The sequence below is a fragment of the Pseudomonas sp. PDM18 genome (assembly GCF_014852585.1).
Classification (GTDB): Bacteria; Pseudomonadota; Gammaproteobacteria; order Pseudomonadales; family Pseudomonadaceae; genus Pseudomonas.
In genome coordinates this window covers 236,649-262,527 of sequence record NZ_JACVBX010000004.1, presented here as the reverse complement: position 1 = coordinate 262,527, position 25,879 = coordinate 236,649, and the positions used below count along the sequence as shown (strand labels likewise).

The window sequence follows — 25,879 nt, the reverse complement described above, 5'->3', positions numbered from 1 at the left end:
CGAGCGCACATTCGGAGAGCCACCATGAGCCTTCCCGCCTTCGCTACGCCGATTCCCGCCCCGCAACGACCGCTGCCGCCGTCAGCCCTCCTGCGCAGCGATCCCTGCGACGATCCGCAGTACCTGGTGCTGGCGGTGGAACTGGCGCGCCTCGCCACCCAATGGCGAGCACGCTGGCCCGGCTTGCGCCTGAGCCTGCCGCAGAGCGGCACCTGGCCGCTGGAAAGCTGGCCGGATGCGCTGGGCGAAGCATTGGATGCCTTGCTGGAAGGGGCGCTGGCCCGCCATCCGCAGGCTGCGCTGGAGCTTTCGCTCAGTTCAGCACGCGGTGAGCTGCGCCTAGACCTGCAAGGCTACGACCCACAGGCGCGGGCTTGGCTGCCGGAAGCGCTGCCGCCGGCGCGGCGCCTGGCCTCCTGGCAGGGCGGGCACCTGCTCTGGCGCGCTCGCGACGGAGGGTGGAAGGTACGCCTGGAACTGCCGCTCAGCCCCGCCAGGCGCTAACGAACCCGGCCGGGTCCAGCGGTGCCGGGCGGCGCAGTTCGCCGACCGGCGTGCCGAGGTAGATGAAACCGACGATGCGCTCGTTCTCGGCCAGGCCCAGGCCCTCGCGCACCAGCGGATCGAACGCCAGGGCGCCAGTGCGCCACATCGCTCCCAATCCTTCAACGTAGGCCGCCTGGATGATGCCGTGAGCGGCGCAACCCGCCGCCAGCCACTGCTCGATCTCCGGCACCTTGGGGTGATCCTGCAGGCGTGCCACGGCGACCACCAGCAACGGCGCGCGCAGCGGCATGGCGCGAGCCTTGTCCAGCGCCTCGGGCTTGCCGTCGGGCTCATTGGCCGCCACGGCGCGGGCGAACAACTCACCCAGTTCCTTGCGCGCCTCGCCTTCCACGGTGAGGAAACGCCAGGGCCGCAGCTGCCCGTGATCCGGGGCGCGCAAGGCGCTGCGGAACAGGCGGTCCAGCTGCTCGGCGGACGGTGCCGGCTCGCTCAGGCGGGCGTGGGACACACGGTTGAGCAACGCGTCGAGAGCCTCCATGGGCTGCCTCCAGTCAATCTCGAAAGCCGCCATTGTAGACGCAAAGGGTTCGCATTTGTCCGGGAAAGACGGCGCCCTCCTACTCTTCCCCACTTGTAAAGGGGAACGGTGTCACGCGGTTTACTATCGGCAGGCGGCAGGTAAAATGGCCGATTCCCATTGGATTCAGACCTCAGCGAATGGCCCTGCCGACTCTACGCACCCTCGGTTTCATCATCGGCATCTTCGTGATCACGCTGGCGGTCGCCATGCTGGTCCCCATGGCCACGCTGCTGTACTACGGCCGCGCCAACGAGCTGCACCCGTTCATCTGGTCGGCGATCATCACCTTCACCTGCGGGCTGGGCATGGTCATTCCCGGCCGCCCGGAGCAGGTACACATGCGCCCGCGGGACATGTACATGCTCACCGTGTCGAGCTGGGTGATCGTCTGCTTTTTCTCCTCCCTGCCCTTCATGTTCGCGCGGCACATCAGCTTCACCGACGCGATCTTCGAGAGCATGTCGGGCATCACCGCCACGGGGTCGACCATCCTCTCCGGGCTGGACAAGATGTCGCCCGGCATCCTCATCTGGCGCTCGCTGCTGCACTGGCTGGGCGGCATCGGCTTCATCGCGATGGCGGTGGCGATCCTGCCGATGCTGCGCATCGGTGGCATGCGCCTGTTCCAGACCGAATCCTCCGACCGCTCCGACAAGGTCATGCCGCGCTCGCACATGGTGGCCAAGTACATAGTCGGGGTTTACGTGGCCATCACCATCGCCGGCACCCTGGCCTTCTGGTGGGCCGGCATGGGCCTGTTCGACTCGCTCAACCACGCCATGTCGGCGATCTCCACCGGCGGCTTCTCCACCTCCGACCAGTCACTGGCCAAGTGGCACCAGCCGGCGGTGCACTGGGTCGCGGTGGTGGTGATGATCCTGGGCAGCATTCCCTTCGTGCTCTACGTCGCCACCCTGCGCGGCAATCGCAAGGCGCTGATCCGCGACCATCAGGTGCATGGTTTCCTCGCCCTACTGGTGTTCACCTGGCTGGTGATGGGCACCTGGTACTCGGTGACCTCCAGCCTGCCGTGGCTGGACGCCTTCCGTATCGTCGCGGTGAATGTGACCTCGGTGGTCACCACCACCGGCTTCGCCCTGGGCGACTACAGCCTGTGGGGGCACTTCTCGATCATGCTGTTCTTCTACCTGGGCTTCATCGGCGGCTGCTCCGGCTCCACCGCCGGCGGCATCAAGATCTTCCGCTTCCAGGTGGCCTACACCCTGCTGCGCGCCAGCCTCTACCAGCTGATCCACCCGCGCGCGGTGATCAAGCAGAGCTACAACGGCCACCGCCTGGACGAAGAGATCGTGCGCTCGATCCTGACCTTCTCGTTCTTCTTCGGCGCCACCGTTGGCGGCCTGGCGCTGGGCCTGTCGTTCCTCGGCCTGGACTGGATGACCTCGCTCACCGGCGCGGCCAGCACCGTAGCCGGCGTCGGCCCGGGCATGGGCCCGATCATCGGCCCCTCGGGCAACTTCGCCTCGCTGCCGGACGCGGCCAAATGGCTGCTCTGCGGCGGCATGCTGCTCGGACGACTGGAGATCATCACCGTCCTGGTGCTGTTCACCCCAGCCTTCTGGCGGCATTGATCGCCCCCACAACAGCCCAAATTGTCGGATGAACACGCCGTCCTACAAACCGCTTTACCGGGAACGCCGGCACACGGCGCTACCTTGGGAGGATACAAGCGGGCCATGCCCGCGATCGGGCCCATGGGGCGCTCCCACAGGGTGCGCCGTTTTATCCTGCGCACATAAAAAAGCCCGGCGCTGAGGCCGGGCATGTCCAGATCAGGACAGCTCAGTGTGTGTCCAGCAACGCCAGCGCCTCGCGGCTCAGGCGTTCGACCGTGGCCCAGTCGCCGCTGTCGATGGCGGCCTTGGGCAGCATCCAGCTGCCGCCCACGCACATCACGTTGGCCAGCCGGTAGTAGTCGTTGAGATTGTCCGGGCCGACGCCGCCGGTGGGGCAGAAACGCACCTCCGGGAACGGCCCGCCGAACGCCTTGAGCGCCTCCACGCCGCCCGCGACCTTGGCCGGGAACAGCTTGAAGCGGCGCAAGCCATGGCGGTATGCCGCCATGATTTCCGATGCGGTGGCCACGCCGGGCAGCAGCGGCACCGGGCGGGTCACGGCGTACTCCAGCAATTCATCGGTGCAGCCCGGCGTGACGATGAACTTCGCCCCCGCCTCTTCCGCCTGGGCAAAGGTTTCCGGATCGAGCACGGTGCCGGCGCCGACGATCAGCTCCGGACGCTGTTCGCTCAGCTGGCGAATCGCGGTGAGGCCCAGCGAGGTCCGCAAGGTCACTTCCAGAACGGTGATGCCGCCGGCTGCCAGAGCATCCGCCATGGGCAGGATGTCCGCTTCGCGGTCGATGGTGATCACCGGCAGGATGCGAGCACGCTGCGCGAGAGCGTCGATCTGCTGGATGTGTTGTTCAGACATTGCGGTAACTCCGTGCCTCAGGGGCACCAGTGGATCGAAAGAGGCGAACGCAGGAACGCATTGATGGGCATGCGCTGGTCGTCGTTGTCGCTGAGCGCCTGGCTCAGGGTAGCGAGCTTGGACTCGCCCTGGATGGCCAGGATCTGCACCCGCGCGCCCTGCAGTACGGCGCGGGTCAGGGTCAGGCGCTGGTGCGGCACGGTCGGTGCCCACATCGGCAGGCAACGGCGCGTACCGGCCGGGTCGAGCGCCTCTACTAGGTTGCTGCTGCCGGGGAACAGCGAAGCCGTGTGGCCGTCGTCCCCCATGCCCAGCACCAGCACATCGATGGGCAGCATCAGTTCGTGCAGGTAGCGGTCGGCCTTGTCGGCCGCCTCTTCCAGGCTGGCCGCCGGCTGGTAGATACCGATGAACTGCGCCTTCGCCGCCGCCCCCTTGAACAGGTGACGACGTAGCAGGCCGGCGTTGCTGTCCGGATGCGACTCGGGCACCCAGCGCTCGTCGGCAAGGCTGACGGCCACTTTCGACCAGTCCAGCACCGCGCCGCTGAGGGCTTCGAGGAAAGCCACCGGACTGCGCCCGCCGGAAACCACCAGCAAGGCACGGCCGCGTTCGGTCAGTGCCTCGCGCAGCGCATCGGCTACCGCTTCGGCCAGGCCGCGAGCCTGCTCGGCGGCGTTGTTCCAGGTCTTCCAGGCCATGCCTTCAGCCAGTTGGGGTTCAAAGATCGCCATACCAGTCCCTCCCGTCGCGTGCGATCAGGGCAACCGAGGCCTGCGGCCCCCAGCTTCCGGCCGGATAAGGCTTGGGCTCCTCACCCAGGCGCCCCCAGCCGTCAATCAGGCCGTCACACCATGTCCAGGCGGCCTCGATCTCATCCTTGCGGACGAACAGGTTCTGGTTGCCTTGCGTGACTTCCAGCAATAGTCGCTCGTAGGCATCCGGCGTCCGGGCGGTCTGGAAGGTTTCGGAGAAATTCAGTTGCAGCGGACCGGTGCGCAGTTGCATGCCCTTGCCCAGCCCCTGGTCCTTGGTCATCACCTGCAGCGAAATGCCCTCGTCCGGCTGCAGGCGGATGATCAGCCGGTTGCTGATCAGCGAGCGCTGCTCCGGCGCGAAGATGTAGTGCGGCGGTTCCTTGAAGTGGATGACGATCTGCGAGTGCTTCTGCGGCATGCGCTTGCCGGTGCGCAGGTAGAACGGTACGCCGGACCAACGCCAGTTGCGGATATCCACGCGCAGGGCGACGAAGGTCTCGGCATCGCTGTTAGGGTTGGCGTTCTCCTCATCGAGGTAGCCGGGCACCGCCTTGCCATCGATGTAGCCGGCGGTGTACTGGCCGCGCACCACGCGGGTCGCCAGCTGCCCGGGCGCGATGGGTTCCAGCGCGCGTAGCACCTTCACCTTCTCGTCGCGGATGCTGTCGGCGGTGAGGTCCGCCGGCGGGTCCATGGCGATCAGGCAGAGCAGCTGCAGCAGATGGTTCTGCACCATGTCGCGCAACTGGCCGGCCTTGTCGAAGTAGCCCCAGCGGCCTTCGATGCCGACCTTCTCGGCCACGGTGATCTCCACGTGGGAGATGTGGTTCTGGTTCCACTGGGTCTCGAACAGGCTGTTGGCGAAGCGCAGCGCGATGAGATTCTGCACCGTCTCCTTGCCCAAGTAGTGGTCGATCCGGTAGATGCGGTTTTCCGGGAAGAAGCGCGCCACCGCGTCGTTCACCGCGCGGGACGATTCCAGGTCGTGACCGATGGGCTTTTCCAGGACTACCCGGGTGCGCTCGGCGAGGCCGGCGGCGGCAAGGTTCTCGCAGATGCCGCCGAATACCGAGGCGGCGGTGGCGAAGTAGGCGACCAGGGTCTTATCGTCCCCCACCAGCTCGGCCAGCGCCTGGTACGAACCGGCGTCGAGGAAATCCATGCTCAGGTGATGCAGGCGCGCCTGGAAGCGGGCCCAGACGGTTTCGTCCCACTCCTTCGCCGGTACGGCCTGACGCAGGCGGCGCTCGATGGTCGCCAGGGGTTCTTCGCTGGCGCCGTCGTCGCGAGCCAGGGCGAGAATGCGGGTATCGCGGTGCAGCAGATCTTCGCGGTCGAGCTGGTAGAGCGCTGGCAGCAGCTTGCGCAGGGCGAGATCACCCAGCGCGCCGAACAATGCGAGGGTGCAGGGCAGAACTCGGACTTCAGGCATTTGTTGTTACCAACCAAATTTTGAACGATAGTTAGCCTTCTACGCCGACATTAAGACAAATATGTAGTAATTAAACAACATATTTTTACCGCATCGCGCCGTTGTTGGTCGCCTGCCGGCCTGACGTTAGGATAGCGCCGCTGACCGTAGCCAACCGGTCAACCGTCGATTGCCCAAGGAGCACGGATGAAAAACCTGCTGGAGCAGATCCAGAGCCGTCTGGAAGAGCTGAACAAGGCCGAGCGCAAGGTCGCCGAAGTGATCCTGCGCGACCCGCAGCAGGCCACGCGCTTCAGCATCGCCGCGCTTGCGCAGGCGTCCAGCGTCAGCGAGCCGACGGTGAACCGCTTCTGCCGCTCCTTCGGTATGAGCGGCTACCCGGAATTGAAGATCCAGCTGGCCCAGAGCCTGGCCAGCGGCGCGGCTTTCGTGACCCAGGCGGTCGCCGCCGAAGATGGCCCCGAGGCCTACACGCGGAAAATCTTCAGCAGCACCATTGCCTCGCTGGACAGCGCCCACAAGCAGCTCGACCCGAAAGTGATCGACCGCGCCGTGGACCTGCTGATCCAGGCCCGGCAGATTCACTTCTTCGGCCTCGGCGCCTCCAGCTCCGTAGCGCTGGACGCGCAGCACAAGTTCTTTCGTTTCAACCTGGCGGTCTCGGCGCAGAGCGATGTGCTGATGCAGCGGATGATCGCTTCGGTGGCGCACACCGGCGACCTGTTCGTGGTGATTTCCTATACCGGGCGCACCCGCGAGCTGGTGGACGTGGCGCACCTGGCGCGACAGAACGGCGCCTCGGTACTCGGCCTGACCGCCGCGGACTCGCCGCTGGCCCGCGCCAGCACCCTGAGCCTGGACATCCCGCTGCCCGAGGATACCGACATCTATATGCCGATGACTTCGCGGATCATCCAGCTGACCGTGCTCGACGTGCTCGCCACCGGCGTGACCCTGCGCCGGGGCGTGGACTTCCAGCCGCACCTGCGCAAGATCAAGGAGAGCCTGGTGCCGACGCGCTACCAGCTTGACGAGGAAGACTGAACGCCTCTACCTGGCCCCCTGTGCGAGGGCCTCGCCCTCTCCCTTCAAGGCGAGGGACATCCCCGCCCCGAACTTTGAGAACGGTGGCTAAAAACCACGCCAGTTCAATCATCCGCCGCCGGATCCAGCCCGGGGAACAGCACCTCGGTAAAGCCGAACTTGCTGAAGTCAGTGATGCGCGATGGATACAGACGGCCGATCAGGTGGTCGCACTCGTGCTGCACCACGCGGGCGTGGAAGCCTTCCACGGTGCGATCGATGGGCTGGCCTTGGGGGTCGACGCCCTGGTAGCGGATGCGCTGGTGGCGATTCACCGCCCCGCGCAGGCCCGGCACGGACAGGCACCCTTCCCAGCCCTCTTCCAGCCCATCGCCGATGGGCGTGATCAGCGGGTTGAGCAGGATGGTCGGCGGAACCGCCGGCGCATCCGGATAGCGCTCGCTGCGCTCGAAGCCGAAGATCACCAGTTGCAGGTCGACACCGATCTGCGGGGCGGCCAGGCCGACGCCGCCAATGTGGTGCATGGTTTCGAACATGTCGTCGATCAGTTGGCTCAGCTCAGCGCTGCCGATCATCGACTCGGGCACCGGTGGGGCGATGCGCAGCAGGCGCTCGTCGCCCATCTTGAGAATCTCGCGGATCATCTGTGCCTCGCTCGCCGTTGCGTGAAAGCGGCATGCTTTCAATGAGAGCTGCATCCTCGGCCCCTGCAACCGGTCTGGCAAGCCCACGACCGCCGGGCAGCACCCCGGAGACCGCAGCGCCGCAGTGTTAGACTGAGCTGCGACGCCAACCATCGAGCGACGGATATTTGCCGAATTCCACGGCAGATGGCGGTCGAACCCTGGGGGGAGCTTTCATTCCGAGGGGCGTGAGGTTCGTCATGAACAGGCATTACTACATCAGCGACAACCTGGACGACCTGGAGCAGGTCGAGCAGGAGCTCTCCGAAAGCGGCATCGGCATCGAGCAGATGCACGTGCTCAGCGACAGCGACGCGGAAATGCAGGAGCACCGCCTCCACGAAGTGCCCTCAATGATGAAGAAGGACGTGGTGCACTGGGGCAAGATCGGCCTGATGATCGGCGCCGCGCTGGCCGTGCTGGTACTGGTGGTCGGCTACCTGAGCGGCTGGACGCAGACAGCGGCCGGCTGGATTCCGGTGATATTCCTCGCTGCGGTATTGCTGGGCTTCAGCCTATGGGAAAGCAGCTTCTTCGGCCTGCAGCGCCCCAGCGGTGACGTACTCCGCTTCCAGGACAACCTGCAGGAAGGCCGCCATGTGTTCTTCGTCGACGTGAAGCCCGACCAGGAACCGGTGCTGGACATGGTGGTGCGCCACCATCCGCGCCTGGAGATCGCCGGCTTCGGCAGCGCCGCGCCGGCCTGGTGGCTTTCCATGGAGCACGCCTGGAACCGCTTCCGCCACATGATGTGACGCCGCCGGCCGCGGACATCGCCGGGAACTCCCACCGCGCCGTCCGTCACGGCGCGGGAGTGCTTGTCATGCACCAGATTCCTACAGAAAAGTCCTACTCTTGATGCACATCAGGCGTCCGGGCGTCGACAGGTTCGAGACTGAGCCTAACGCTCGCCGACCTGCCACATCGATCCGTCAGGAGGAAGGCATGACCACGCCCACCGAGGTCACTATCCATTCCAGCACCGGCCTCGACCGCCAGCAGTACCGCATCCGCCTGAGCTACACGGTGGATAACGCCAATAGCCGGGATGCCCTGGTGAAATTCGAACTGGACGGCGAGATCGACGGCCAGCCGTTCAAGGACAGCTTCGATCTGCCCGGCGACCTCGCCTTCAACTTCGCCGGCAGCGCCACGCGCATCTTGCGCCGCCACGGCCTGCGGGTCTGCCGCGGGCCGGTACTGCGCTTTCGCAAGGAGCATGACCGGGTGTTCGACGACCTGCGCCGTCGGCTGAAGGCCGAGCCGGGCACGCCGGTCGACCTGCAGCGCATGGGTTCGCTGGCTCCGGCCGAGCCGCGTTGCGCGGTAGCCGAGTCCATCGTCCGCGGGCGCGGCTGAGGTGGTCAGACCAGTTCGATGCCGTCGTCGTGGATGACGATCAAGCCCTGCTTGAACAGGCCGCCGATGGCCTTCTTGAAGTTGCCTTTGCTGACGCCGAACTGCTGCGCGATCAGCTCCGGCGGGCTCTTGTCGCTGAGCGCCAGCTGGCCGCCGGCCTCGCGCAGGGCCTTGAGGATCTGCTCGCTCAGCGCATCGGACAGGCCGGCGCCAGCGGGCTGCAGGCTCAGGCTGATCTTGCCGTCGGCGCGCATTTCCTTGATGTAGCCGGTCTCGCGCAGGCCGTTGCGCATGAACTTGAAGACTTCGTTCTTGTGGATCAGGCCCCAGTGCTTGCCATCGATTATGGCCTTGTAACCCAGGTCGGTGCGTTCGACGACGAGCAGGTCCACCTGCTGGCCGACCTTGTAGTTGGCCGGGACGTTGTCCAGGTAGCGATCCAGACGCGCGGTGGCGGTAATGCGGCGGCTGCGCTCGTCGAGGTAGACGTGGACCACACAGTAATCACCGACCTGCAGCGGGCGCTTCTCTTCCGAGTGCGGCAGGAGCAGGTCCTTGGGCAGGCCCCAGTCGAGGAACAGGCCAACACGGTTGACCTCCACCACCTTCAGACTGGCGAAGCCGCCGACCTGCACCTTGGGCTTCTGGGTGGTGGCGATCAGGCGATCTTCGCTGTCCAGGTAGATGAACACGTTGAGCCAGTCGCCCACTTCGGTGGGTTCGTTCTTCGGCACATAGCGCTTGGGCAGGAGGATTTCGCCGTGGCTCTCGCCATCCAGGTAGAGACCGAAATCGGTGTGCTTGGCCACCTGCAACGAATTGAACCGACCTATGACTGCCATGACGCTTACCTCGTGAACGGGGCGAGCATTCTACGCGGATTGGCGCGTTATGGCTGCCGCCGGTTGCCGGATCGGGTGCGCGTCATCGGCGCGCATCGCGGGCATGGCCCGCTCCTAAAAGTGGTCCGCCTGGCCGAACTGCAACTCTGCCAGGCGCGCATACAGCGGATTGCTGAGCACCAGCTCGGCGTGCCGCCCCAGCGCCAGCAAGCGACCATGCTCGATCACCGCAATGCGGTCGGCGTTTAGCACCGTGGCCAGGCGATGGGCGATCACCAGCGTGGTGCGGTCGCGCATCAGTCCCGGCAGCGCCTGCTGGATCAGGTGTTCGCTCTCGGCATCCAGCGCGCTGGTCGCTTCGTCGAGCAGCAGAATAGGCGCATCCACCAACAGCGCGCGGGCAATCGCCAGGCGTTGGCGCTGGCCGCCGGACAAGCCCAGGCCGCTTTCCCCCAGATGCGTCCGGTAGCCCTGCGGCAGACGTAGGATGAATTCGTGGGCATGGGCCGCGCGGGCGGCGGCCTCGACTTCCCCATCGCTGGCATCAGGGCGGCCGTAGCGAATGTTCTCTTCCACCGTGCCGAAGAACAGCGCCGGGTTCTGCGACACCAGCGCGAAGCTGCGGCGCAGGTCCGTCGGGTCGAGCTGGGCAATGGGCTGGCCGTCGATCAGGATGCGTCCCTGCTGCGGGTCGTAGAAGCGCAGCAGCAAGTCGAACAGGGTGGACTTGCCGGCACCCGACGGGCCGACCAGCGCCAAGGTCTCGCCCGGTTCTACGCGCAGGTCGATAGCGTCGATGGCCCACTGTTCCGGGCGCGACGGGTAGGCGAAACGCACGGCCTGCAATTCGATGCTGCCGCTGATCCGCTCCGGCAGCTGCAGCAGGTCGCTGGCGGGGGCATGGATTTCACTGCGCGCGCGCAAGAGCTCAGCGATGCGCTCGGCGGCACCGGCCGCACGCTGCAACTCCCCAATCACTTCGCTCAGCGTGCCGAAGGCCATGCCGACGATCAGGCTGTAGAACACGAAGGCCGCGAGATCACCCGGACTGATGCGTCCGGCGATCACATCCATGCCGCCGACCCAGAGCATCACCCCAACCGCGCCGAGCACCAACAGGATGACCACGCTGACCAGCCAGGAGCGCTGCATGATGCGCTTGCGCGCGGTGTCGAAAGCGTCTTCCACGGTGCGGCCGAAGCGCGCGCGATCCTGCGCCTGGTGGTTGTAGGCCTGCACCGTCTTGATCTGGCCGAGGGATTCGCCGACGTAGCTGCCGACGTCCGCCACGCGGTCCTGGCTGAGCCGCGACAGGCTACGCACGCGGCGGCCGAACAGCAGGATCGGCGCGATCACCAGCGGCAACGAGGCAACCACGATGCTGGTCAGCTTGGCGTTGGTGAAGAACATCAGGATTACCCCGCCCAGCAGCATCAGCACATTGCGTAGCGCCATGGACAGTGAGGAGCCGATCACCGATTGCAGCAGCGTGGTATCGGCGGTCAGCCGCGACTGGATCTCCGAGGCGCGGTTGTTCTCGTAGAAACCGGGGTGCAGCTCGATCAGATGGTCGAACACGCGCTGACGGATATCGGCGACGAAGCGCTCGCCGATCCACGACACCAGGTAGAAGCGCACGAAAGTGCCGACCGCCAGGCACAGCACCAGCAGGAAGAAAATGCCGATGGCGCGGGTGAGCAGTTGCTCGGACTGGGTGATGAAGCCCTGGTCCACCAGCAGGCGGATGCCCTGCCCCAGGGACAGGGTGATGGCGGCGGTGAACAACAGCGCCAGCAGTGCGCCGAAGGCGCGCCAGCGATAGGGAGCGAGAAACGAGCGAGCCAAGCGCAGGGCATTGCGCTGGCGGGACGACAACAGGGACATGGCGGGCTCTGAACGGCCGGAATGGGCAGAGGGTAGCACCGCCGCGGCGCACCGCGTGAAGGACGATTCAGGCAGGCTAATGGGACCGTTCGCTCCATAACCGCCCCGAAAGCTGCTCGTTTGATGTACAATGGGCGGCCAATTTGCGCAGACAGGTATGGCAGATATGACTACCAAGCCCTCCACCCGCCAGAAAGCAGCCCCCAAGGCTCCCGCCGCTACCGCGACCAGCGAAGCTCTGGAAGCCCAGATCGCGGCCTTCCTGAACTCCGGCGGTGAGATCCAGCAAATCGCCAAGGGCGTGACCGGTCAGAACTACGGCGCACCGAGCCGCCACATCAGTCTCGGCAAGAAGTAATATCTGCAGGCAAGCCTGCCGGTTCCCGGCAGGCTGCCCGCCTCCCTCGCTTCGCCCGTCCTGCGTTCCCCCTCCCTGATACCCCGCTTTACACCAAAGCCTCCGCAATTCCGTCGATCCTGTGTTGCCTGTGCGCCTTGCACTCGGGCAGAGTCCGCCCATAGTCAGGACTTGGCCTATCCCAGGCCACTCGCAAGGAGCACCCCATGCTGCCCTCTCCGGAAAAGCTGCTGTCGCGCAACCTGCTCGATGTGCTGATCCGCGCCGGCCTGATCCTGTTGCTGGCCGTTTTCTGCTTCCGCATCTTCCATCCCTTCCTCGACCTGATGCTCTGGTCGGTGATCCTCGCCATTACCCTCTACCCCATGCACCAGTTGCTCAGCGGCTGGCTCGGCGAGCGCCCGAACAGCGCCGCGAGCCTGATCGTGGTGCTGGGCCTGGTAATCCTGCTGGTGCCGGTGGTGGTGATCGGGTTGTCCATGGCCGATTCGGTGCGCGACCTGGTGCACGCCATCCAGAACCGCACCCTGCAAATCCCGCTGCCGCCGGACTCGGTGCAGAACTGGCCGGTGATCGGGCAGTACATCTATCCCTTCTGGCACCGCGTCGCCACCGACTTCATGGGCGTCGCGCAGCAACTGGCGCCGCACCTGCAGGGCGTGGCGAAGAAGGTCGCCGGGCAGGCAGCGGGCGTCGGCATGGGGCTGATGCAGTTCCTCGCCGCCTTTGTCATCGCCGGGGTGATCATGGCCTACGGCAAGCTGGGCAGCCGTACCGCCTGTGACATCGCCATCCGCATCTCCGGCCCCGACCGTGGCGCGGGCCTGGCGGAGCTATGCACCGGCACCATTCGCGCGGTTGCACAGGGCGTGGTCGGCGTGGCCTTCATCCAGACGCTGATCCTCGGCCTGGGCTTCATCGTCATGGGCATCCCCGGCGCCGGCCTACTGGCTCTGGGCGTGTTGCTGCTGGGGATCACCCAACTGCCGGTGGTGCTGATCACCCTGCCGGCGATCGCCTATGTGTTCATGACCAACGATTCGCTGCTGGTGTCCATCCTGTTCACCGTCTGGACGGTGGCCGGCGGTCTCTCCGACAACGTTCTCAAGCCGCTGATGTTCGGCCGTGGCAGCAAGGTGCCGATGGCAGTGATCCTCATCGGCGCGCTGGGCGGCATGCTCAGCAATGGCATCATCGGCCTGTTCGTCGGCCCGGTGGTGCTGGCCCTGGGCTACGAGCTGTTCATGTCCTGGGTCCACGAACGCGAGGCGCCGGTCGCGCCGCCGGTCGAATCCTCCGAACAGACCTCGCCCTGATCCCCTCGCCCGCGGCTCAGACCGCGGGCGTTCACCCGCAATGGAATGCACCCGATGCCCAAACGCTGCTCCCTCACCGCCGCCCTGCTCGCCGCCGGGCTACTGCTCTCCCCACTGGCCTTCGCCGAAGAGGCCGCCGTCGTCTGGCCGGCCGTGGTCAATGCCGCCGACCAGCAACGCCTGACCACCCTCGACGCGCAGGTGAAGCAACTGCTCGACCAGCTCCAGCAGAGCGAGGACGAAACTACCCGCAACGAGGCGCTGAACCTCTACCGCATCGTGCTGGAAGACCCGGAACCGCTCGCCGATTCGGCCCTCACCGGCAACTGGAAGTGCCGCTCTGTTCAGCTCGAAGCGCAAGCGCTGTACGGCTACCCGAACTTCAAGTGCTCGGTGCGACAGACGCCCAAGGGACTGTTCCTTGAGAAGACCAGCGGTTCGCAGCGCATCAGCGGCTACCTGCAACGCCTGGATGAAAAGCAGTTGGTATTCGTCGGCGGCGCGTCGGTAAACGACGATCCACAGGTCGGCTACAGCGGGCTGGAGCAGGCGGCAGCACGGGAGACCGACGTGGTCGGCGTCGTGCGCAATTCGTACGACGGCTTCGTGCTGCTGGTGCCCGAGCAGCTCGGGGGTTACAACCTGTTCCGCTTCACCCGCTGAGCCCACTCTCGCCAGGAAAGGCTCAGAGCAGCGCCACCATCTCCTTGAGCGTCACCGCCCAGGTGCCTTTCGCGTTGAGGTAGCGATAGCCGAAGCGCGAGCCGTTGGCCTGGGTGGTCAGCACCGCGTTCCAGGCCAGCCCGCGCTGCAGGTCGTGGGCCGGGTCGAGGAGGAAGAAGGCGTCGTCGCTCATCCCCACCGCCAGGCACCAGTGGCGGATGTCACTGTCCTTGCGGCCGTGGAAGCCGAGCACCACCGGGATATTCTCCTCCAGGTGGCGGCGCGTGAGTTCGATCATCCGCGCGCCATTGCCGCGCTCGACGCGGTATTCCTTGTCGCTGATGACCTTGAGCAGTTCCAGCAGGTCGGCGCCCGTGGTGCCGACGCGCACCAGTGTCTCGTGCTGGTTCAGCGCCTCCATCAACCGCCCGTAGCGGGTCCGCGAATCCACCGGCGCCAGCCCCTTGGCCTGACGCCGCGCCAGCTGGTTGCGGGCGAGCATGGCCATCACCAGGCAGTAGGGCCCGCAGGCGCCGTCCATGTCGCCCTGGCGCAGGTGCACCTTCTCGCCGCGCCGATTGATCAGGCCGCCAGTGCCGTGCTCGTCCAGGTCCCAGCCCAGGCCGTCGATCAGGGTGATCCGCATCGCGCATCCTCGTTGCTTGCTCTGAGGTTGTGACCGGACACCGCGCGGATCATTCCACCGGCTTGCGGTTACAATGAACGTTTTCCCCTGCCTGGTTACCCGAAATGTCCGAAGCCATCCGCCTGTCCAAGCGTCTCGCCGAGCTGCTGCCCTGTTCGCGCCGCGACGCCGAGCTGTACATCGAGGGTGGCTGGGTCACGGTCGACGGCCAGCGTGTCGAGGAGCCGCAGTTCAAGGTCAATACCCAGCGCATCGAACTGCTGCCGGGCGCCTTCCCCGAGCCGATTCCGCCGGTAACCATCCTCGTACACAAGCCGGTCGGCCTGGGCAGCGGCAATGGCGCCAACTCCGCGCAGCAACTGCTGACGCCGGACAAGCGCTGGAGCGAGGACAACCTGCAGCAGCGTCTGCTGCGCAAGCACTTCGGCCACCAGTTCAACACCACTGTGCTGGAGACCGACGCCAGCGGCCTGTTGGTCTACACCCAGAGCCGCGGCGTGCAACGCCGGCTGGTGGACGAGGCGGACAACATCGAGCACGAGTACGTGGTCGAGGTCAGCGGGCAGATCGCCGACAACGGCCTGAAGCGCCTCTGCCGCGGCATGCTGATAGACGGCCGCGAACTGCCGCCGCTGAAGGTCAGCTGGCAGAGCGAGACCCGCCTGCGCTTCGCCGGCAAGCAATTCCGCCCCGGCCAGATCGCCGCCATGTGCCGCGCGGTCGGCCTGCAGGCTCTGTCGATCCGCCGCTTGCGCCTGGGCGGCGTGGCCATGGGCAAACTGCCCGTTGGCCAATGGCGCTTCCTGCAGCCGGGCGAGAAGTTCTGACCGTCTACCCGACCAAAGTCGCGGGCGCCCGCGAATAACCAGGGCGCCCTTCTAATCCGCGGCTTACAGCCGCTATCGATAACATCGATAGTCACCAGTCGACGCATTCAGTTCTCTTGATAGTCCGCGCGCGGCATCTTTGCCCCATCAACTCGCTGGCAGGAGATTCGCCGGCCCCGCAGTCGGGCCGCAGGGGCGAACAAGCTACTCGCGAGACGCCCCCAAACGGATCGTCAAGAGGACACCACCATGCAAGTCATTCTCGATTTCCTGCTGCTCGTTGGCTCCCTGGTGGAGCTGCTGCTGTACGTCGCCCTCGCCAGCGTCGTACTCGCTACCACGCTGCTGGCCGGTGGCATCGCCGTGCTGACCCTGCGTTCGCCGGGCTCGGCCGTGATCATCCCCGACCGTCGCCCCTCGGCCAGCCGCCAGCCGCGGCCGGCGGTGAAGCATCAGCTGGCCCGCCCCGTACTGGTCGCCGTAGCGAACGAACCGATCCTGGCGAAAACCGCGTGAAGCCGTCCTCGCAAGCGATTCAGCCCGGGTAGCGCCCGAGTGCGGCCCCCAGGTCGCGCTCGAGATCCCCGTCCCGCTGGCCGCCGTTGTCCATCATCCAGCGCACCCGCTCCAGCGTTTCCGGCGCCGACATATCACCGACAAAGCGCTGCGACTCCTCCACCAACGCCGCCTGATCCGCCGCCGTCACCTGCTCCACCAGCGCCTTCACATGGGCGACACCCGCTGCCGGGAAGGCCGCAATGCGTCGCGCCAGGGCGTCGCAGAACCCTTCCAGTTCCGCGTCCGCCAACGCCCGGTTGATCCAGCCGTAGCGCTCTGCCGTATCCGCATCGAAATCCTCGCCACCCAAGCAGACCTCCAGCGCCCTGCCCCGCCCCAGCATTTGCGCAAGGCGTACCGTGCCACCCGCACCGGGCAGCAGGCCGACTGCCACTTCCGGCTGGCCGAGCAGCGCGTGCTCGCGGGAGGCGAAGCGCATGTCCAGCGCCAGGAGGAATTCGCTGCCGGCGCCCCGCGCGCGGCCGCGCAGTTCGCCGATGGTCACCTGCGGCAGCCGGCTGAAGCGGCTGAACAGCGCGCTGAGCGGGCTGGCCATGCCGGCGGGCAGCTTCATCGGCGGCGCGTCCAGCTGGCTGCCGAGATCGTAGTGGGCGAGGAAAAAATCCGGGTTGGCACTGCGCAGCAGCAGCACGCGGGTATCGCTATCGCGTTCCAGTTCATCGGCCAGGTGCAGCAGGTCGATGACCATGGCGCGGTCGACCAGGTTGATCGGCGGGTGACGGAAGCTCACCACGGCAACGCCGTCGCGGTCTTCCCGGGTGAAAGTGCGGTAGTTGCTCATCGATGGGCCTCCGTTGCGAAGGCCCGAGGATGCGCCGGGGCGCGCGTGGCGCCCCAGCACTATCGATGCGCGGAATGGCCGGTCAGTGGTGGCCGATGCCCTGGTCTTCCAGATGGTCGGCCTCGAACAGGGTCTCCAGCTCCTTGCGCGCCTCGCGGGCGGTCTGGATCACCGCGGTCTCATCGTCGTAGACGCGGTACTGGGCCATCAGCACCGCTTCGTCGTGGCGCTTGAAGCGGCGGATGCGCGCGGCGACCTGTTCCTCGGTCAGGCCCAGACCGGTGAGCAGCAGGCGGCTCATCTCCAGGCTCGAGTGGAAGGTCTCGCGCACTGGCGTCGCATCGGCGTCCAGCAGGTGGTAGACGTGCTGGCGGTTACGCGCCCGGCCGATGACTTTCAGGTGCGGGTAGAGCTTGCGCACCAGCCGCGCCGTCTCGATGTTGGTCTGCGGGTCGTCGGTGGCGACGACGAAGAACTCGGCCTTCTCCACCTGGGCAGCGCGGAGGATTTCCGGGCGCAGCGGGTCGCCGTAGAAGATCGGGATATTGCCGTAGCTGCGGGTCAGCTCGATGGTGTCCACCGAAGTATCCAGGGCGACGAAGGGCACACCCTGGGCGCGCATGATACGGGCGACCACCTGGCCCATCCGGCCCATGCCGGCAATCACCACGCGCGGCGCGTCGTCCGGCAGTTGGCGGTATTCGGGCGGCGGCTCGCGCAGCACGGCGGGCTTGGACTTGATATTGCGCGCCAGGGCCAGCACCAGCAGCGGGGTCATCGCCATGGACAGGGTGATGCACAGCACCAGCAGCGAGTGCAGCTTGCCGTCCATCAGCCCCTGGGCCAGGGCCAGCTTGAACACCACGAAGGCGAACTCCCCGCCAGCGCCCAGCAGCACGCCGAGGCGGATCGCCGAGACCTTGTCCAGGCCACCGGCCAGACGGCCGATGAGGAACAGCAGCGGCAGCTTGATGCCCACCAGCAGCAAGGTAAGGCCGAGCACCACCAGCGGCTCGCTCTTGAGCAGGCCGAGGTCCGCACTCATGCCCACGCTGATGAAGAACAGGCCGAGCAGCAGGCCCTTGAAGGGTTCGATCTGCGCTTCCAGTTCGTGGCGGTACTCCGAGTCCGCCAGCAACAGGCCGGCAAGGAAGGCGCCCAGGCCCATGGACACACCTGCCCACTCCATCAGCCAGGCGGTGCCAACCACCACCAGTAGCGCAGTGGCGGTGGACAGGTCGGCCTGACCGGTGCGGGCCACCGAACGGAACACCGGGCGCAGCAGGAAGCGCCCGCCGATGACTACCATGGCGATGCTGCCGACCACTTCCATGACATGGGCCAGGTCACCGCCCGGCGCCGCCGAATCGGCGCGCGCGCCCAGCAGCGGGATCATGGCGATCAGTGGGATCGCGGCGATGTCCTGGAACAGCAGGATGGCGAAGCCGAGGCGGCCGTAGGGGCTGTTCAGCTCCTTGCGCTCGGCGAGAATCTGCAGGCCGAAGGCGGTGGACGACAGCGCCAGGCCGCCGCCCAGCACCACGGAGGTATTCACCGGCATATCGAAGGCCAGCACCGCGACGCTGCCAATGGCCAGCGCGGTAAGCAGCACCTGCGCCAGGCCAACGCCGAAGACCTGCTTGCGCATCACCCACAGCCGCTTGGGCGAAAGCTCCAGGCCGATGATGAAGAGCAGCAGCACCACGCCCAGTTCGGACAGGCTGGCGACGCTTTCGGGGTTGTCGATCAGCCCCAGCAGCGACGGGCCGATGAACACCCCGGCGAGTAGGTAGCCGAGCACGGCGCCCAGTTGCAGGCGCTTGGCCAGCGGCACCATGAACACCGCCGCGAGCAGGAAGACCACTGCCGACTGCAGGTAATTCGTCCCATGTTCCATCGATCAAGACTCCTTGGAAGGGTTGGGGCGAAGCGAAGATCCACCCGTGTCGTTCATCTCACACATCCAGCGCCACGCCCTCGGCCAGCAGGTGCCGCTGGAATTGCCCGGCCAGGGCGTCCACCTGGTCCCAGGGCTGCTCGTAGCGCTCGTCCAGCGCGACATGACTGCTGGCGCGCACACGGGCCTCGAGCCCGCAGTGCTCGTAGAAGGTGTTCACCGCGGCGACCATCGGCTCGCGCTGGTTCTCCATCAGGATGGCGCCGTGGGCCAGCACCACGTAGCGCCCGTCGCTGGGCCGGCGGCGCCAGCGCTGGGCGGTGCCCACCAGCTTGCGGCCGCCCAGATTGACGTTGTAGCGGCCATCGCAGAAAGCGCCTTCCACTTCCCCCAGGCTCGGATCGAGGCCCAAGGCCGCCAGCCAGTCGCACAGCGGCTGGCACAGGCGCAGGTAGGCGGTCTCGATGCGCGTCTGCTCGTTGTCCCCCGGCGGGATCGCATAGACCAGCGCGACGTTGAGCACGCCGGCGGACTGCGGGACCGGTTCGCCACCGGTGTCACGCAGGGCGATCGGCCAACCGAGCCTGGCGCAGGCGGCCTCGGCAGCGGCAAAGCCTTCCAGGCGGCTGAGCCGGCGCGGCATTACCAGGGACTGTTCCAGCGGGCTCCAGAACAGCAGGCCGCTGTCGCGCTCACCGGCGAAGGTGGCGTCGAGCAGGGCACGCTCGGCGTCCAGGCCCTGTTGCGCCGACAGTCGTTGCACCTTGTTCATAAGAGCGACCTTGGGTTCATGAGAGCGTCCTTGGGGTAAACCGGGTTGCGGACTATGCCCGCCGAGGGCTTATCCGACAATGTTCCAGGCCAATTTGTTGCCGCGTTCGGAAATTTCAGCGTAGCGGGCTGTGACTGCGCCGACGTCGTGCCGAGTCACGTCGACTTCAATCCACACCGCAGCGAAGCGGCGCTGCGTCTATCCTGCTACTGGCCGGCACTTGCGCAGGAGGCCAGAACCCGTGTCCAGGACGTTGCTTCAGCGTCTGCACCACGCCATTGCAGTCAACGACGCACTGGCGCTGCCGATCGCCCGGGAAAACCTGCGGCGCCTGTACTTCTCCGCCCTGCTGGCGGTGCCCTTCGACTTGGTCCACATCCTGGTCTTCCGCCTTAATCTGCAGGGGTCCAACCCCGAATATGACGGCTGGCGGCTGGAGATCATCCGTGTCCACGCCGTGGTCGCCGTGCTCTTCAGCCTGCTCGGCCTGCTCGCCTGGATGGCCTCCCCGCCCCGACGCCACGCGCCTCTGTGGTACATGCAGACCCTGACCGTGCTCGGCAGCATCCTGCTACTGGGGTTCGGCATCGCCATCACCGGCGCCGATCAGCAGGTCACCAGCAGCATTACCCCGTTCCTCATGGCCTCGGTGGCCACCTCGCTGATCATCCTGTTGCGCCCGAGCCTGGCCGTCACGCTCTATATCCTCGCGCTGGCCGCCTTCGAGCTGACCATGACGCTGACCCAAGCCAGCCCACAGCTGCGCCTGTCGAACCAGATGGGCGGACTGACCATCTGCGGCATCGGCCTGGTGCTGTCGTTCATCCTCTGGCACGGCCATGTGCGCAACCTGCGCCAGCGCGAGTTTCTCCGCCAGCAACGGCTGGAGCTGGAGGAAAAGAACCGCCAGCTGGAATACCTCGCCGGCCACGATCCCCTGACCGGGCTGTTCAACCGCCGCCAGTTCGACCAACTGGTGGGCATGGAACTCTCGCGCGCCGCCCGCCAGCCGGCACCGATCAGCCTGCTCATGGTGGACCTGGATCATTTCAAGTTCATCAACGACCGCTACGGCCACCCGCTGGGCGACGAGGTCATCCGCCATACCGCCAGCCTGCTGAGGAACTACACCCGCACCGGCGACAGCGTGGCGCGCCTGGGCGGCGAGGAGTTCCTGCTGCTGTTGCCCGACACCTCACAGCCCCAGGCACGAGTCATCGCCGAGAAAGTTCGCCGGCTATTGGAAGAAACCCCGTTGCCGATGAAGGACGGCCTGCTCTACCTCACCGCGAGCTTCGGCATCGCCTGCCTGGAGGCAGGCATATCGGGCACCTATGAGGGCCTCTACGCGGCGGCTGACAAGGCGCTGTACAAGGCCAAGGCGAGCGGACGCAATCGGGTGGAGGTGATAGAGCTGGGGACGGAGATGGGGACGTTCGATTGAGAGCATCAGCCCGTTGTCAGAGACCGATCCTCCCTGAGCTCCTGCGCCTGGATCAGCCCCCCTAACCCGCTCCCAGGGGGCCGGTGAAGGGTGAAACCATCGTGCCAGACGGCACGACCTGCCCCTTCTCCCTCGGGAGAGGGCTGGGGTGAGGGGGAACGCAGCGATGGATTCAACCGGAGAAGACAGTTCGTAGGGTGCATAACGCGCCAGCGTTATCTACCGCGAGGCAACCAGCGGATAACCCGTTCCGGGTGACTCGCCCTACGAACTGATATGACCGGCGGGCATCGACGTTTCTGGATACGCCAAGCCAGTCACCTCTCCCTTCGGAGCGGGGCGCGCAACCAGGGTTAGGAAGAGGGTGGCGGGCGGAGTCGTAGAGCCAGGGTTCGCTAGCAAGCTCGCTCCTAGGACAAGCGCGCTGTATGCGTTACTGCGCGTACTTGCGCGTCAGCCCCGGCGGTACGCCGCTGCTGTCGGTCTCGGTCCAGGGGCCTTGCGGGCCGACACCCCAGTACCAGCCGTTGTCCCAGTGGTAGTAGGTGCGCTGACGGTAGAAGAGGTCCTTCTGACCTTGGATCACATAGACGCCGAGGCTGGCGTCCCAGCGGCCCTTGCCGCCGGGCGGCGGGGCGAACTGGGTCGGGCGCTTGGCGACCGGTGCAGCGCTGGGCTGCGGGGTGATCGGCGAGCTGGAAGTCCTGGCCGGCGGGATCGGCTTGCTCGGCTGCGAGGGCGGAGGTATCTGCGAAGGCGGTTGCTCCGGCTGCTGCGGCTGCACCACGCAACCACCCAGTACCAGCATGGCACCCAGCGCCAGCAATCTGCCCTTCATCGCTCAACCCTCTCTTGTCGTGATTACTTCTGATCCGGGCTGTCGATTGTCACGCTCTGCTCGCCCGCCTGGGAAGTAGACAACGAAGCACTTCGTCCGATCCATTCCCCCGCGGTGGCATTGCCGGCGCGGGAAACGCGCGCGACCAACTGCACCTGCGGGTGCTGGGAGAGCTTGAGCTGCGGCATCATCGCGTCGGCGTCGCTCAGCGAAACCTCGCTGGGCAGGTCAGAAACTTTCAGGCGCTTCACTGCCAGAGGCATCGGCGGGCCGCTCACGGCGCGAGCGAAGACGAACACGCTGTCGTCCGGCTTGACCTGGCCCTTAACCGCGTCGGTCAGGTCGACCTTCACCTTCAGCGTCACGCCAGCGGTGGCGGCGGCAACCGGCGCCTCAGGCGGAGTCTGGCCCTTCTCGACCATGCGCTTGCGAGCGCGCTCGATGCCACCGGCGATGGCATCGCGCGACGGATCGTCCTGCGGCAGCACGCTGACCAGGCGACCCCAGTAGTCGATGGCGTCAGCGTATTTCTCGTCCTCGAACGCGGCGATGCCGAGGAGACCGAGGGTGGTAACTTCCTGCGGGTCCTTCTTCAGTGCTTCGTCGGCGAGGTCGCGCACTTGCTGGCTGAGCGCCTTGTCGCCGGCGAAGTACAGCGCCTGGGCCCACTGGCCGAGCACTTCCGGCTGGCGGCCGGAGAGGCGCGCGGCCTGTTCGAAGGCCTTGGCGGCGTCGGCGGCGCGGTTCTGGGTCATGTAGGTGCGGCCGAGGAAGTACCAGCCCTCGGCGGAATCCGGCTGGGCCTGCAGGGCGCGCTCCAGGCGCGCGGTCATCTCTTCCATGGACTTGGGCGCGGTGGCGAATTCGCGGGCCAGCTCGACCTTGTCGCTGGCGCCCCAATGCAGGTAGAGGCCCAGCGCGAGGAACGGCAGGACTACTGCTGCCACCAGCGGCGCAGCGCGGCCGAGGCGGGAGCGGCGATCATCGCCGGCACCTTCGGTGTCGGAGAGCAGTTCACGGGCCGCTTCGGCGCGGCCGGCCTCGAACTGCGCAGCGTCGAGGGTGCCGGCGTCACGCTGGGCACCCAGTTCCGCCAGGCGTTCCTGGTACAGGGCGACGTTGAGAGCGGTGCGGTCTTCCTCGGCCTGGGCCTTGCGGCCGCGCAGCAGAGGGATGAGGAGGAATGCCAGGGCCACCAGCAACAGCAGGCCGGCGGCGAGCCAGAAATCGATCATTTGTCTTGGTTATCCAGCAATTGGTCGAGACGCGCCTGCTCCTCGGCGGACAGCGTGGTGGAAGTGGCAGCGGCCGGGCGACGGCGGCGCGCGACAATGGCGCCGATGACGATCACGCCCAGGCCCAGCAGCGCGGCCGGGCCGAACCAGAGCAGCCAGGTGCGCTCGCTGACTTCGGGCTTGTAGCGCACGAACTCGCCGTAGCGGTCGACCATGTAGTCGACGATCTGCTGGTTGCTCTTGCCGGCCGCCATCTGCGTATAGATCTGCTTGCGCAGGTCCGCGGCAATCGGCGCGTTGGAGTCGGCGATGTCCTGGTTCTGGCACTTGGGGCAGCGCAGTTCGGTGGTCAGGTCGCGGAAGCGCGCGCGCTCGGCGTCATTGGCGAACTCGTAGGTGTCGATGGCGGCGTGGGCGATACCGGTCAGGCACAGCCCCAGCGCTGCAGCAGCAAGCAGACGTTTCATTTGCCCTCCGCCTCGTCGACCAGGCCCTGGTAGATCGGCGCCAGCTGTTCACGCCAAACCTTCTCGTCGACGGCGCCGACCAGCTTGTGGCGGATGATGCCGTCCTTGTCGATGATGTAGGTCTCCGGAGCGCCGTAGACCCCCAGGTCGAGGCCCAGGGTGCCCTGGGCATCGGCGATGTTCATCAGGTAGGGGTTGTGCAGCTCCTTGAGCCACTTCTGCGCCGCGGCGCCATCGTCCTTGTAGTTGATGCCGTAGATCACCACGCCCTTGGCGGCGAGGTCGGTGAGCACCGGGTGCTCGAAGCGGCAGGTCGGGCACCAGGTTCCCCAGACGTTGACCAGCGCTGGCTTGCCCTTGAGGTCGGCCTCGGTGTAGGTCTTGCCCGGCTCGGTGACGCTGGGCAGGGAGAACGCCGGGAACGGCTTGCCGATCAGCGCCGAGGGTAGCTCGCTGGGGTCCAGCCACAAGCCACGAAAGAGGAATACCGCGACGACCAGGAAGATCGCCAGGGGCAACAGCAGGATCGCACGCTTCACGCTCAGGCTCCCTGTCCGGCGAGGCCCAGGGCCTCGCGTACACGCGTTTTCACTTTCAGGCGGTAGCGCCGATCCAGCGCCGCCAGCACGCCGCCCAGGGCCATCAGCAGGCCACCGAGCCAGATGAAGCGCACGAAGGGCTTGATGTGCACGCGCACGGCCCAGGCGCCGTTGTCCAGCGGCTCACCCAGGGCGACGTAGAGGTCGCGGGTCAGGCTGCCGTGGATGCCAGCCTCGGTCATCATCGAGTTCTGCACGCTGTACAGGCGCTTTTCCGGGTGCAGGGTGGCGACTTCGGAACCGTTGCGGGTCACGCGGATGGTGCCCTTGTCGGAGGTGAAGTTCGGCCCTTCGAAGTGATGGGTGCCCTCGAAGCGGAACTGGTAACCGGCCAGCTCCACCGACTCGCCCGGCGCCATGCGCAGGTCGCGCTGGGCACTGAACTGGCTGGTGAGGACCACGCCGATGGCGCAGATGGCGATACCGAAGTGCGCCAGCTGCATGCCCCAGTAGCTGCGGTTCAGGCCCGCGGCACCGGCGATCACGCCCTTGTGACGGACCTTGTCGAAGAAGTCACGCACACCGGCCAGCACGACCCAGGCGGCCAGCATGAACACCGCCAGCACTTCCCAGTGCAGCTCGCCGTACAGGAAACTGCCGAGACCGCCCAGCACCACGGTGCCGATCAGCACCGGGGTAAGCATGTTGCGCAGCCAGCGGGTCGGGGTGTCCTTCCAGCGCACCAGCACGCCGACCGCCAGGGCCAGCATGAGGATGGCAATCAGCGGCACGAACAGCGCGTTGAAGTACGGCGGGCCGACCGACAGCTTGGCGCCGCTGATGGCGTCGAGCACCAGCGGGTAGAGGGTGCCCAGCAGGATCATCGAGGCGGTGACCACCAGGATCAGGTTGTTCAGCAGCAGCAGGGTTTCGCGGGACCACAGGGCGAAGCCGACCTGGCTCTTGACCACCGGCGCGCGCAGGGCGAACAGCGTCAGTGAACCACCGACCACCACCAGCAGGAAGGCGAGGATGAACACGCCGCGCTCGGGGTCCGAGGCGAAGGCGTGCACCGAGGTCAGTACGCCGGAGCGGACCAGGAAGGTGCCCAGCAGGCTCAGCGAGAAGGCCGCGATGGCCAGCAGCACGGTCCAGCTCTTGAACACGCCGCGCTTCTCGGTCACCGCCAGCGAGTGGATCAGCGCGGTGCCCACCAGCCAGGGCATGAAGGAGGCGTTTTCCACCGGGTCCCAGAACCACCAGCCGCCCCAGCCCAGTTCGTAGTAGGCCCACCAGGAGCCGAGCACGATACCGACGCCGAGGAAGGTCCAGGCCACCAGGGTCCACGGACGCGACCAGCGCGCCCAGGCAGCGTCGAGACGGCCGCCGAGCAGTGCGGCGATAGCGAAGGCGAAGGCCACCGAGAAGCCCACGTAGCCCATGTAGAGCATCGGCGGGTGGAAGATCAGGCCCGGGTCCTGCAGCAGCGGGTTCAAGTCATTGCCGTCCGCCGGCACCTGCGGCAGCAGGCGGCTGAAGGGGTTGGAGGTGATGATCAGGAACAGCAGGAAGCCGGTGCTGATCATGCCCATCACGGCCAGCACGCGGGCCAGCATCACTTCCGGCAGCTGCCGGGAAAACACCGACACGGCGAAGGTCCAGCCGCCGAGGATCAGCGCCCACAGCAAGAGCGAACCTTCGTGGGCGCCCCACACGGCGCTGAACTTGTAGAACCAGGGAAGCGCGCTGTTGGAGTTGCTGGCGACGTAGGCCACCGAGAAATCATCGTGGAGGAAGGCCCAGGTCAGGCAGCCGAAGGAGAACAGCAGGAAGGCGAACTGCCCCCAGGCAGCCGGGCGCGCCAGGCTCATCCATTGGCGGTCGCCGCGCCAGGCGCCGACCAGCGGGAAGAACGACATCACCAGCGCCATGCACAGCGCGAGGATCAGCGAGAGGTGACCGAGTTCAGGAACCATG

Annotated in this window: 27 protein-coding genes; 11 read left to right on the top strand and 16 right to left on the bottom strand. The window is 66.4% G+C overall.

All coding sequences use genetic code 11. The features are described 5' to 3' along the window. Positions 1-24 precede the first annotated feature (24 nt). Positions 25-504, top strand: coding sequence for a hypothetical protein (locus IB274_RS11275; RefSeq protein ID WP_192431994.1), 480 nt, complete (start codon positions 25-27; stop codon positions 502-504). On the opposite strand, the gene IB274_RS11270 is transcribed toward IB274_RS11275, so the two are convergent. Beyond that, the gene (locus IB274_RS11270; RefSeq protein ID WP_192431993.1) at positions 485-1,045 is read right to left on the bottom strand and encodes a nitroreductase family protein; all 561 of its coding nucleotides are present in this window, start codon (positions 1,043-1,045) and stop codon (positions 485-487) included. The two genes, IB274_RS11275 and IB274_RS11270, sit on opposite strands and share 20 nt — an antisense overlap. Positions 1,046-1,224: 179 nt before the next feature. On the opposite strand from IB274_RS11270, the gene IB274_RS11265 reads away from it, so the two are divergent. Continuing rightward, entirely contained in the window at positions 1,225-2,679 is a 1,455-nt protein-coding gene (locus IB274_RS11265; protein ID WP_192431992.1) for a TrkH family potassium uptake protein, read from the top strand. A 211-nt stretch (positions 2,680-2,890) separates the two neighbouring features. On the opposite strand, the gene IB274_RS11260 is transcribed toward IB274_RS11265, so the two are convergent. From IB274_RS11260 to zwf, 3 genes are read right to left on the bottom strand one after another with little or no spacing between them, the layout of a single operon-like run. Then, a complete protein-coding gene (locus IB274_RS11260; RefSeq protein WP_192431991.1) occupies positions 2,891-3,538 on the bottom strand; it encodes a bifunctional 4-hydroxy-2-oxoglutarate aldolase/2-dehydro-3-deoxy-phosphogluconate aldolase in 648 nt (215 codons plus the stop codon). A gap of 17 nt (positions 3,539-3,555) precedes the next feature. After that, the gene (pgl, locus tag IB274_RS11255; protein WP_192431990.1) at positions 3,556-4,272 is read right to left on the bottom strand and encodes a 6-phosphogluconolactonase; all 717 of its coding nucleotides are present in this window, start codon (positions 4,270-4,272) and stop codon (positions 3,556-3,558) included. Next, complete coding sequence (gene zwf / locus IB274_RS11250) at positions 4,259-5,728, bottom strand: glucose-6-phosphate dehydrogenase (RefSeq protein ID WP_192431989.1); 1,470 nt, start codon at positions 5,726-5,728, stop codon at positions 4,259-4,261. Before zwf ends, pgl begins: the two co-directional genes overlap by 14 nt. A 186-nt stretch (positions 5,729-5,914) precedes the next feature. On the opposite strand from zwf, the gene IB274_RS11245 reads away from it, so the two are divergent. Then, on the top strand, positions 5,915-6,772 hold the full coding sequence (locus tag IB274_RS11245) for a MurR/RpiR family transcriptional regulator (protein ID WP_192431988.1): 858 nt from the start codon (positions 5,915-5,917) through the stop codon (positions 6,770-6,772). A 104-nt stretch (positions 6,773-6,876) separates the two neighbouring features. On the opposite strand, the gene def is transcribed toward IB274_RS11245, so the two are convergent. Next, a complete protein-coding gene (gene def, locus IB274_RS11240) occupies positions 6,877-7,416 on the bottom strand; it encodes a peptide deformylase (RefSeq protein WP_192431987.1) in 540 nt (179 codons plus the stop codon). A gap of 239 nt (positions 7,417-7,655) precedes the next feature. Here def and IB274_RS11235 point away from each other — a divergent pair, with 239 nt between their 5' ends. Together IB274_RS11235 and IB274_RS11230 are read left to right on the top strand one after the other, a co-directional pair. Then, positions 7,656-8,210, top strand: coding sequence for a magnesium transporter (locus IB274_RS11235; protein ID WP_192431986.1), 555 nt, complete (start codon positions 7,656-7,658; stop codon positions 8,208-8,210). Positions 8,211-8,400: 190 nt separating this feature from the next. Continuing rightward, on the top strand, positions 8,401-8,814 hold the full coding sequence (locus IB274_RS11230; RefSeq protein WP_192431985.1) for a DUF5064 family protein: 414 nt from the start codon (positions 8,401-8,403) through the stop codon (positions 8,812-8,814). Between the two features lie 5 nt (positions 8,815-8,819). On the opposite strand, the gene IB274_RS11225 is transcribed toward IB274_RS11230, so the two are convergent. Together IB274_RS11225 and IB274_RS11220 are read right to left on the bottom strand one after the other, a co-directional pair. After that, a complete protein-coding gene (locus IB274_RS11225) occupies positions 8,820-9,656 on the bottom strand; it encodes a S1 RNA-binding domain-containing protein (protein ID WP_192431984.1) in 837 nt (278 codons plus the stop codon). A 114-nt stretch (positions 9,657-9,770) separates the two neighbouring features. Then, the gene (locus IB274_RS11220) at positions 9,771-11,540 is read right to left on the bottom strand and encodes an ABC transporter transmembrane domain-containing protein (protein ID WP_192431983.1); all 1,770 of its coding nucleotides are present in this window, start codon (positions 11,538-11,540) and stop codon (positions 9,771-9,773) included. Positions 11,541-11,697: 157 nt separating this feature from the next. Here IB274_RS11220 and IB274_RS11215 point away from each other — a divergent pair, with 157 nt between their 5' ends. The 3 genes from IB274_RS11215 to IB274_RS11205 all read left to right on the top strand — a co-directional run bounded on the left by IB274_RS11215 (position 11,698) and on the right by IB274_RS11205 (position 13,877). Next, positions 11,698-11,898, top strand: coding sequence for a hypothetical protein (locus IB274_RS11215; protein WP_024765957.1), 201 nt, complete (start codon positions 11,698-11,700; stop codon positions 11,896-11,898). A gap of 206 nt (positions 11,899-12,104) precedes the next feature. Continuing rightward, positions 12,105-13,214: an AI-2E family transporter gene (locus IB274_RS11210; protein ID WP_192431982.1), complete on the top strand. Its 1,110-nt coding sequence runs from the start codon at positions 12,105-12,107 to the stop codon at positions 13,212-13,214. 54 nt (positions 13,215-13,268) lie between these two features. Then, on the top strand, positions 13,269-13,877 hold the full coding sequence (locus tag IB274_RS11205; protein ID WP_192431981.1) for a DUF4893 domain-containing protein: 609 nt from the start codon (positions 13,269-13,271) through the stop codon (positions 13,875-13,877). Positions 13,878-13,899: 22 nt separating this feature from the next. Here the strand turns inward: IB274_RS11205 and IB274_RS11200 are convergent, their stop codons facing one another. Beyond that, positions 13,900-14,523 carry a hypothetical protein gene (locus tag IB274_RS11200; RefSeq protein ID WP_192431980.1) on the bottom strand — a complete coding sequence of 208 codons (624 nt, stop codon included), beginning with the start codon at positions 14,521-14,523 and terminating at the stop codon, positions 13,900-13,902. A gap of 104 nt (positions 14,524-14,627) precedes the next feature. On the opposite strand from IB274_RS11200, the gene IB274_RS11195 reads away from it, so the two are divergent. Together IB274_RS11195 and IB274_RS11190 are read left to right on the top strand one after the other, a co-directional pair. Beyond that, the gene (locus tag IB274_RS11195) at positions 14,628-15,350 is read left to right on the top strand and encodes an RNA pseudouridine synthase (RefSeq protein WP_192431979.1); all 723 of its coding nucleotides are present in this window, start codon (positions 14,628-14,630) and stop codon (positions 15,348-15,350) included. A 249-nt stretch (positions 15,351-15,599) separates the two neighbouring features. Continuing rightward, positions 15,600-15,866 carry a hypothetical protein gene (locus tag IB274_RS11190; protein ID WP_192431978.1) on the top strand — a complete coding sequence of 89 codons (267 nt, stop codon included), beginning with the start codon at positions 15,600-15,602 and terminating at the stop codon, positions 15,864-15,866. A 19-nt stretch (positions 15,867-15,885) separates the two neighbouring features. Here the strand turns inward: IB274_RS11190 and IB274_RS11185 are convergent, their stop codons facing one another. From IB274_RS11185 to IB274_RS11175, 3 genes are all read right to left on the bottom strand, one after another. After that, on the bottom strand, positions 15,886-16,710 hold the full coding sequence (locus IB274_RS11185) for an enoyl-CoA hydratase/isomerase family protein (RefSeq protein ID WP_192431977.1): 825 nt from the start codon (positions 16,708-16,710) through the stop codon (positions 15,886-15,888). Between the two features lie 82 nt (positions 16,711-16,792). Then, a complete protein-coding gene (locus tag IB274_RS11180) occupies positions 16,793-18,607 on the bottom strand; it encodes a monovalent cation:proton antiporter-2 (CPA2) family protein (protein WP_192431976.1) in 1,815 nt (604 codons plus the stop codon). 58 nt (positions 18,608-18,665) lie between these two features. Next, positions 18,666-19,379 (bottom strand): biotin/lipoate A/B protein ligase family protein, encoded by a 714-nt coding sequence (locus IB274_RS11175; protein WP_192431975.1) that lies wholly within the window; start codon positions 19,377-19,379, stop codon positions 18,666-18,668. Between the two features lie 241 nt (positions 19,380-19,620). Here IB274_RS11175 and IB274_RS11170 point away from each other — a divergent pair, with 241 nt between their 5' ends. Then, positions 19,621-20,823, top strand: a complete 1,203-nt coding sequence (locus IB274_RS11170; RefSeq protein WP_192431974.1) for a GGDEF domain-containing protein — start codon at positions 19,621-19,623, stop codon at positions 20,821-20,823. A 433-nt stretch (positions 20,824-21,256) separates the two neighbouring features. Here IB274_RS11170 and IB274_RS11165 read toward each other — a convergent pair whose 3' ends face one another. Genes IB274_RS11165 through IB274_RS11145 form a run of 5 tightly spaced genes read right to left on the bottom strand, consistent with a single transcriptional unit; the run spans position 21,257 to position 25,878 of the window. Continuing rightward, positions 21,257-21,661, bottom strand: a complete 405-nt coding sequence (locus IB274_RS11165) for a hypothetical protein (protein ID WP_192431973.1) — start codon at positions 21,659-21,661, stop codon at positions 21,257-21,259. A gap of 23 nt (positions 21,662-21,684) precedes the next feature. Next, positions 21,685-22,896, bottom strand: a complete 1,212-nt coding sequence (gene ccmI, locus IB274_RS11160) for a c-type cytochrome biogenesis protein CcmI (protein ID WP_192431972.1) — start codon at positions 22,894-22,896, stop codon at positions 21,685-21,687. After that, positions 22,893-23,363: a cytochrome c-type biogenesis protein gene (locus IB274_RS11155; protein ID WP_192431971.1), complete on the bottom strand. Its 471-nt coding sequence runs from the start codon at positions 23,361-23,363 to the stop codon at positions 22,893-22,895. Before IB274_RS11155 ends, ccmI begins: the two co-directional genes overlap by 4 nt. Continuing rightward, positions 23,360-23,902: a thiol:disulfide interchange protein DsbE gene (gene dsbE / locus IB274_RS11150; protein WP_015476576.1), complete on the bottom strand. Its 543-nt coding sequence runs from the start codon at positions 23,900-23,902 to the stop codon at positions 23,360-23,362. Before dsbE ends, IB274_RS11155 begins: the two co-directional genes overlap by 4 nt. 2 nt (positions 23,903-23,904) lie before the next feature. Continuing rightward, positions 23,905-25,878, bottom strand: a complete 1,974-nt coding sequence (locus tag IB274_RS11145) for a heme lyase CcmF/NrfE family subunit (RefSeq protein ID WP_192431970.1) — start codon at positions 25,876-25,878, stop codon at positions 23,905-23,907. Between the last annotated feature and the right edge of the window lies 1 nt (position 25,879).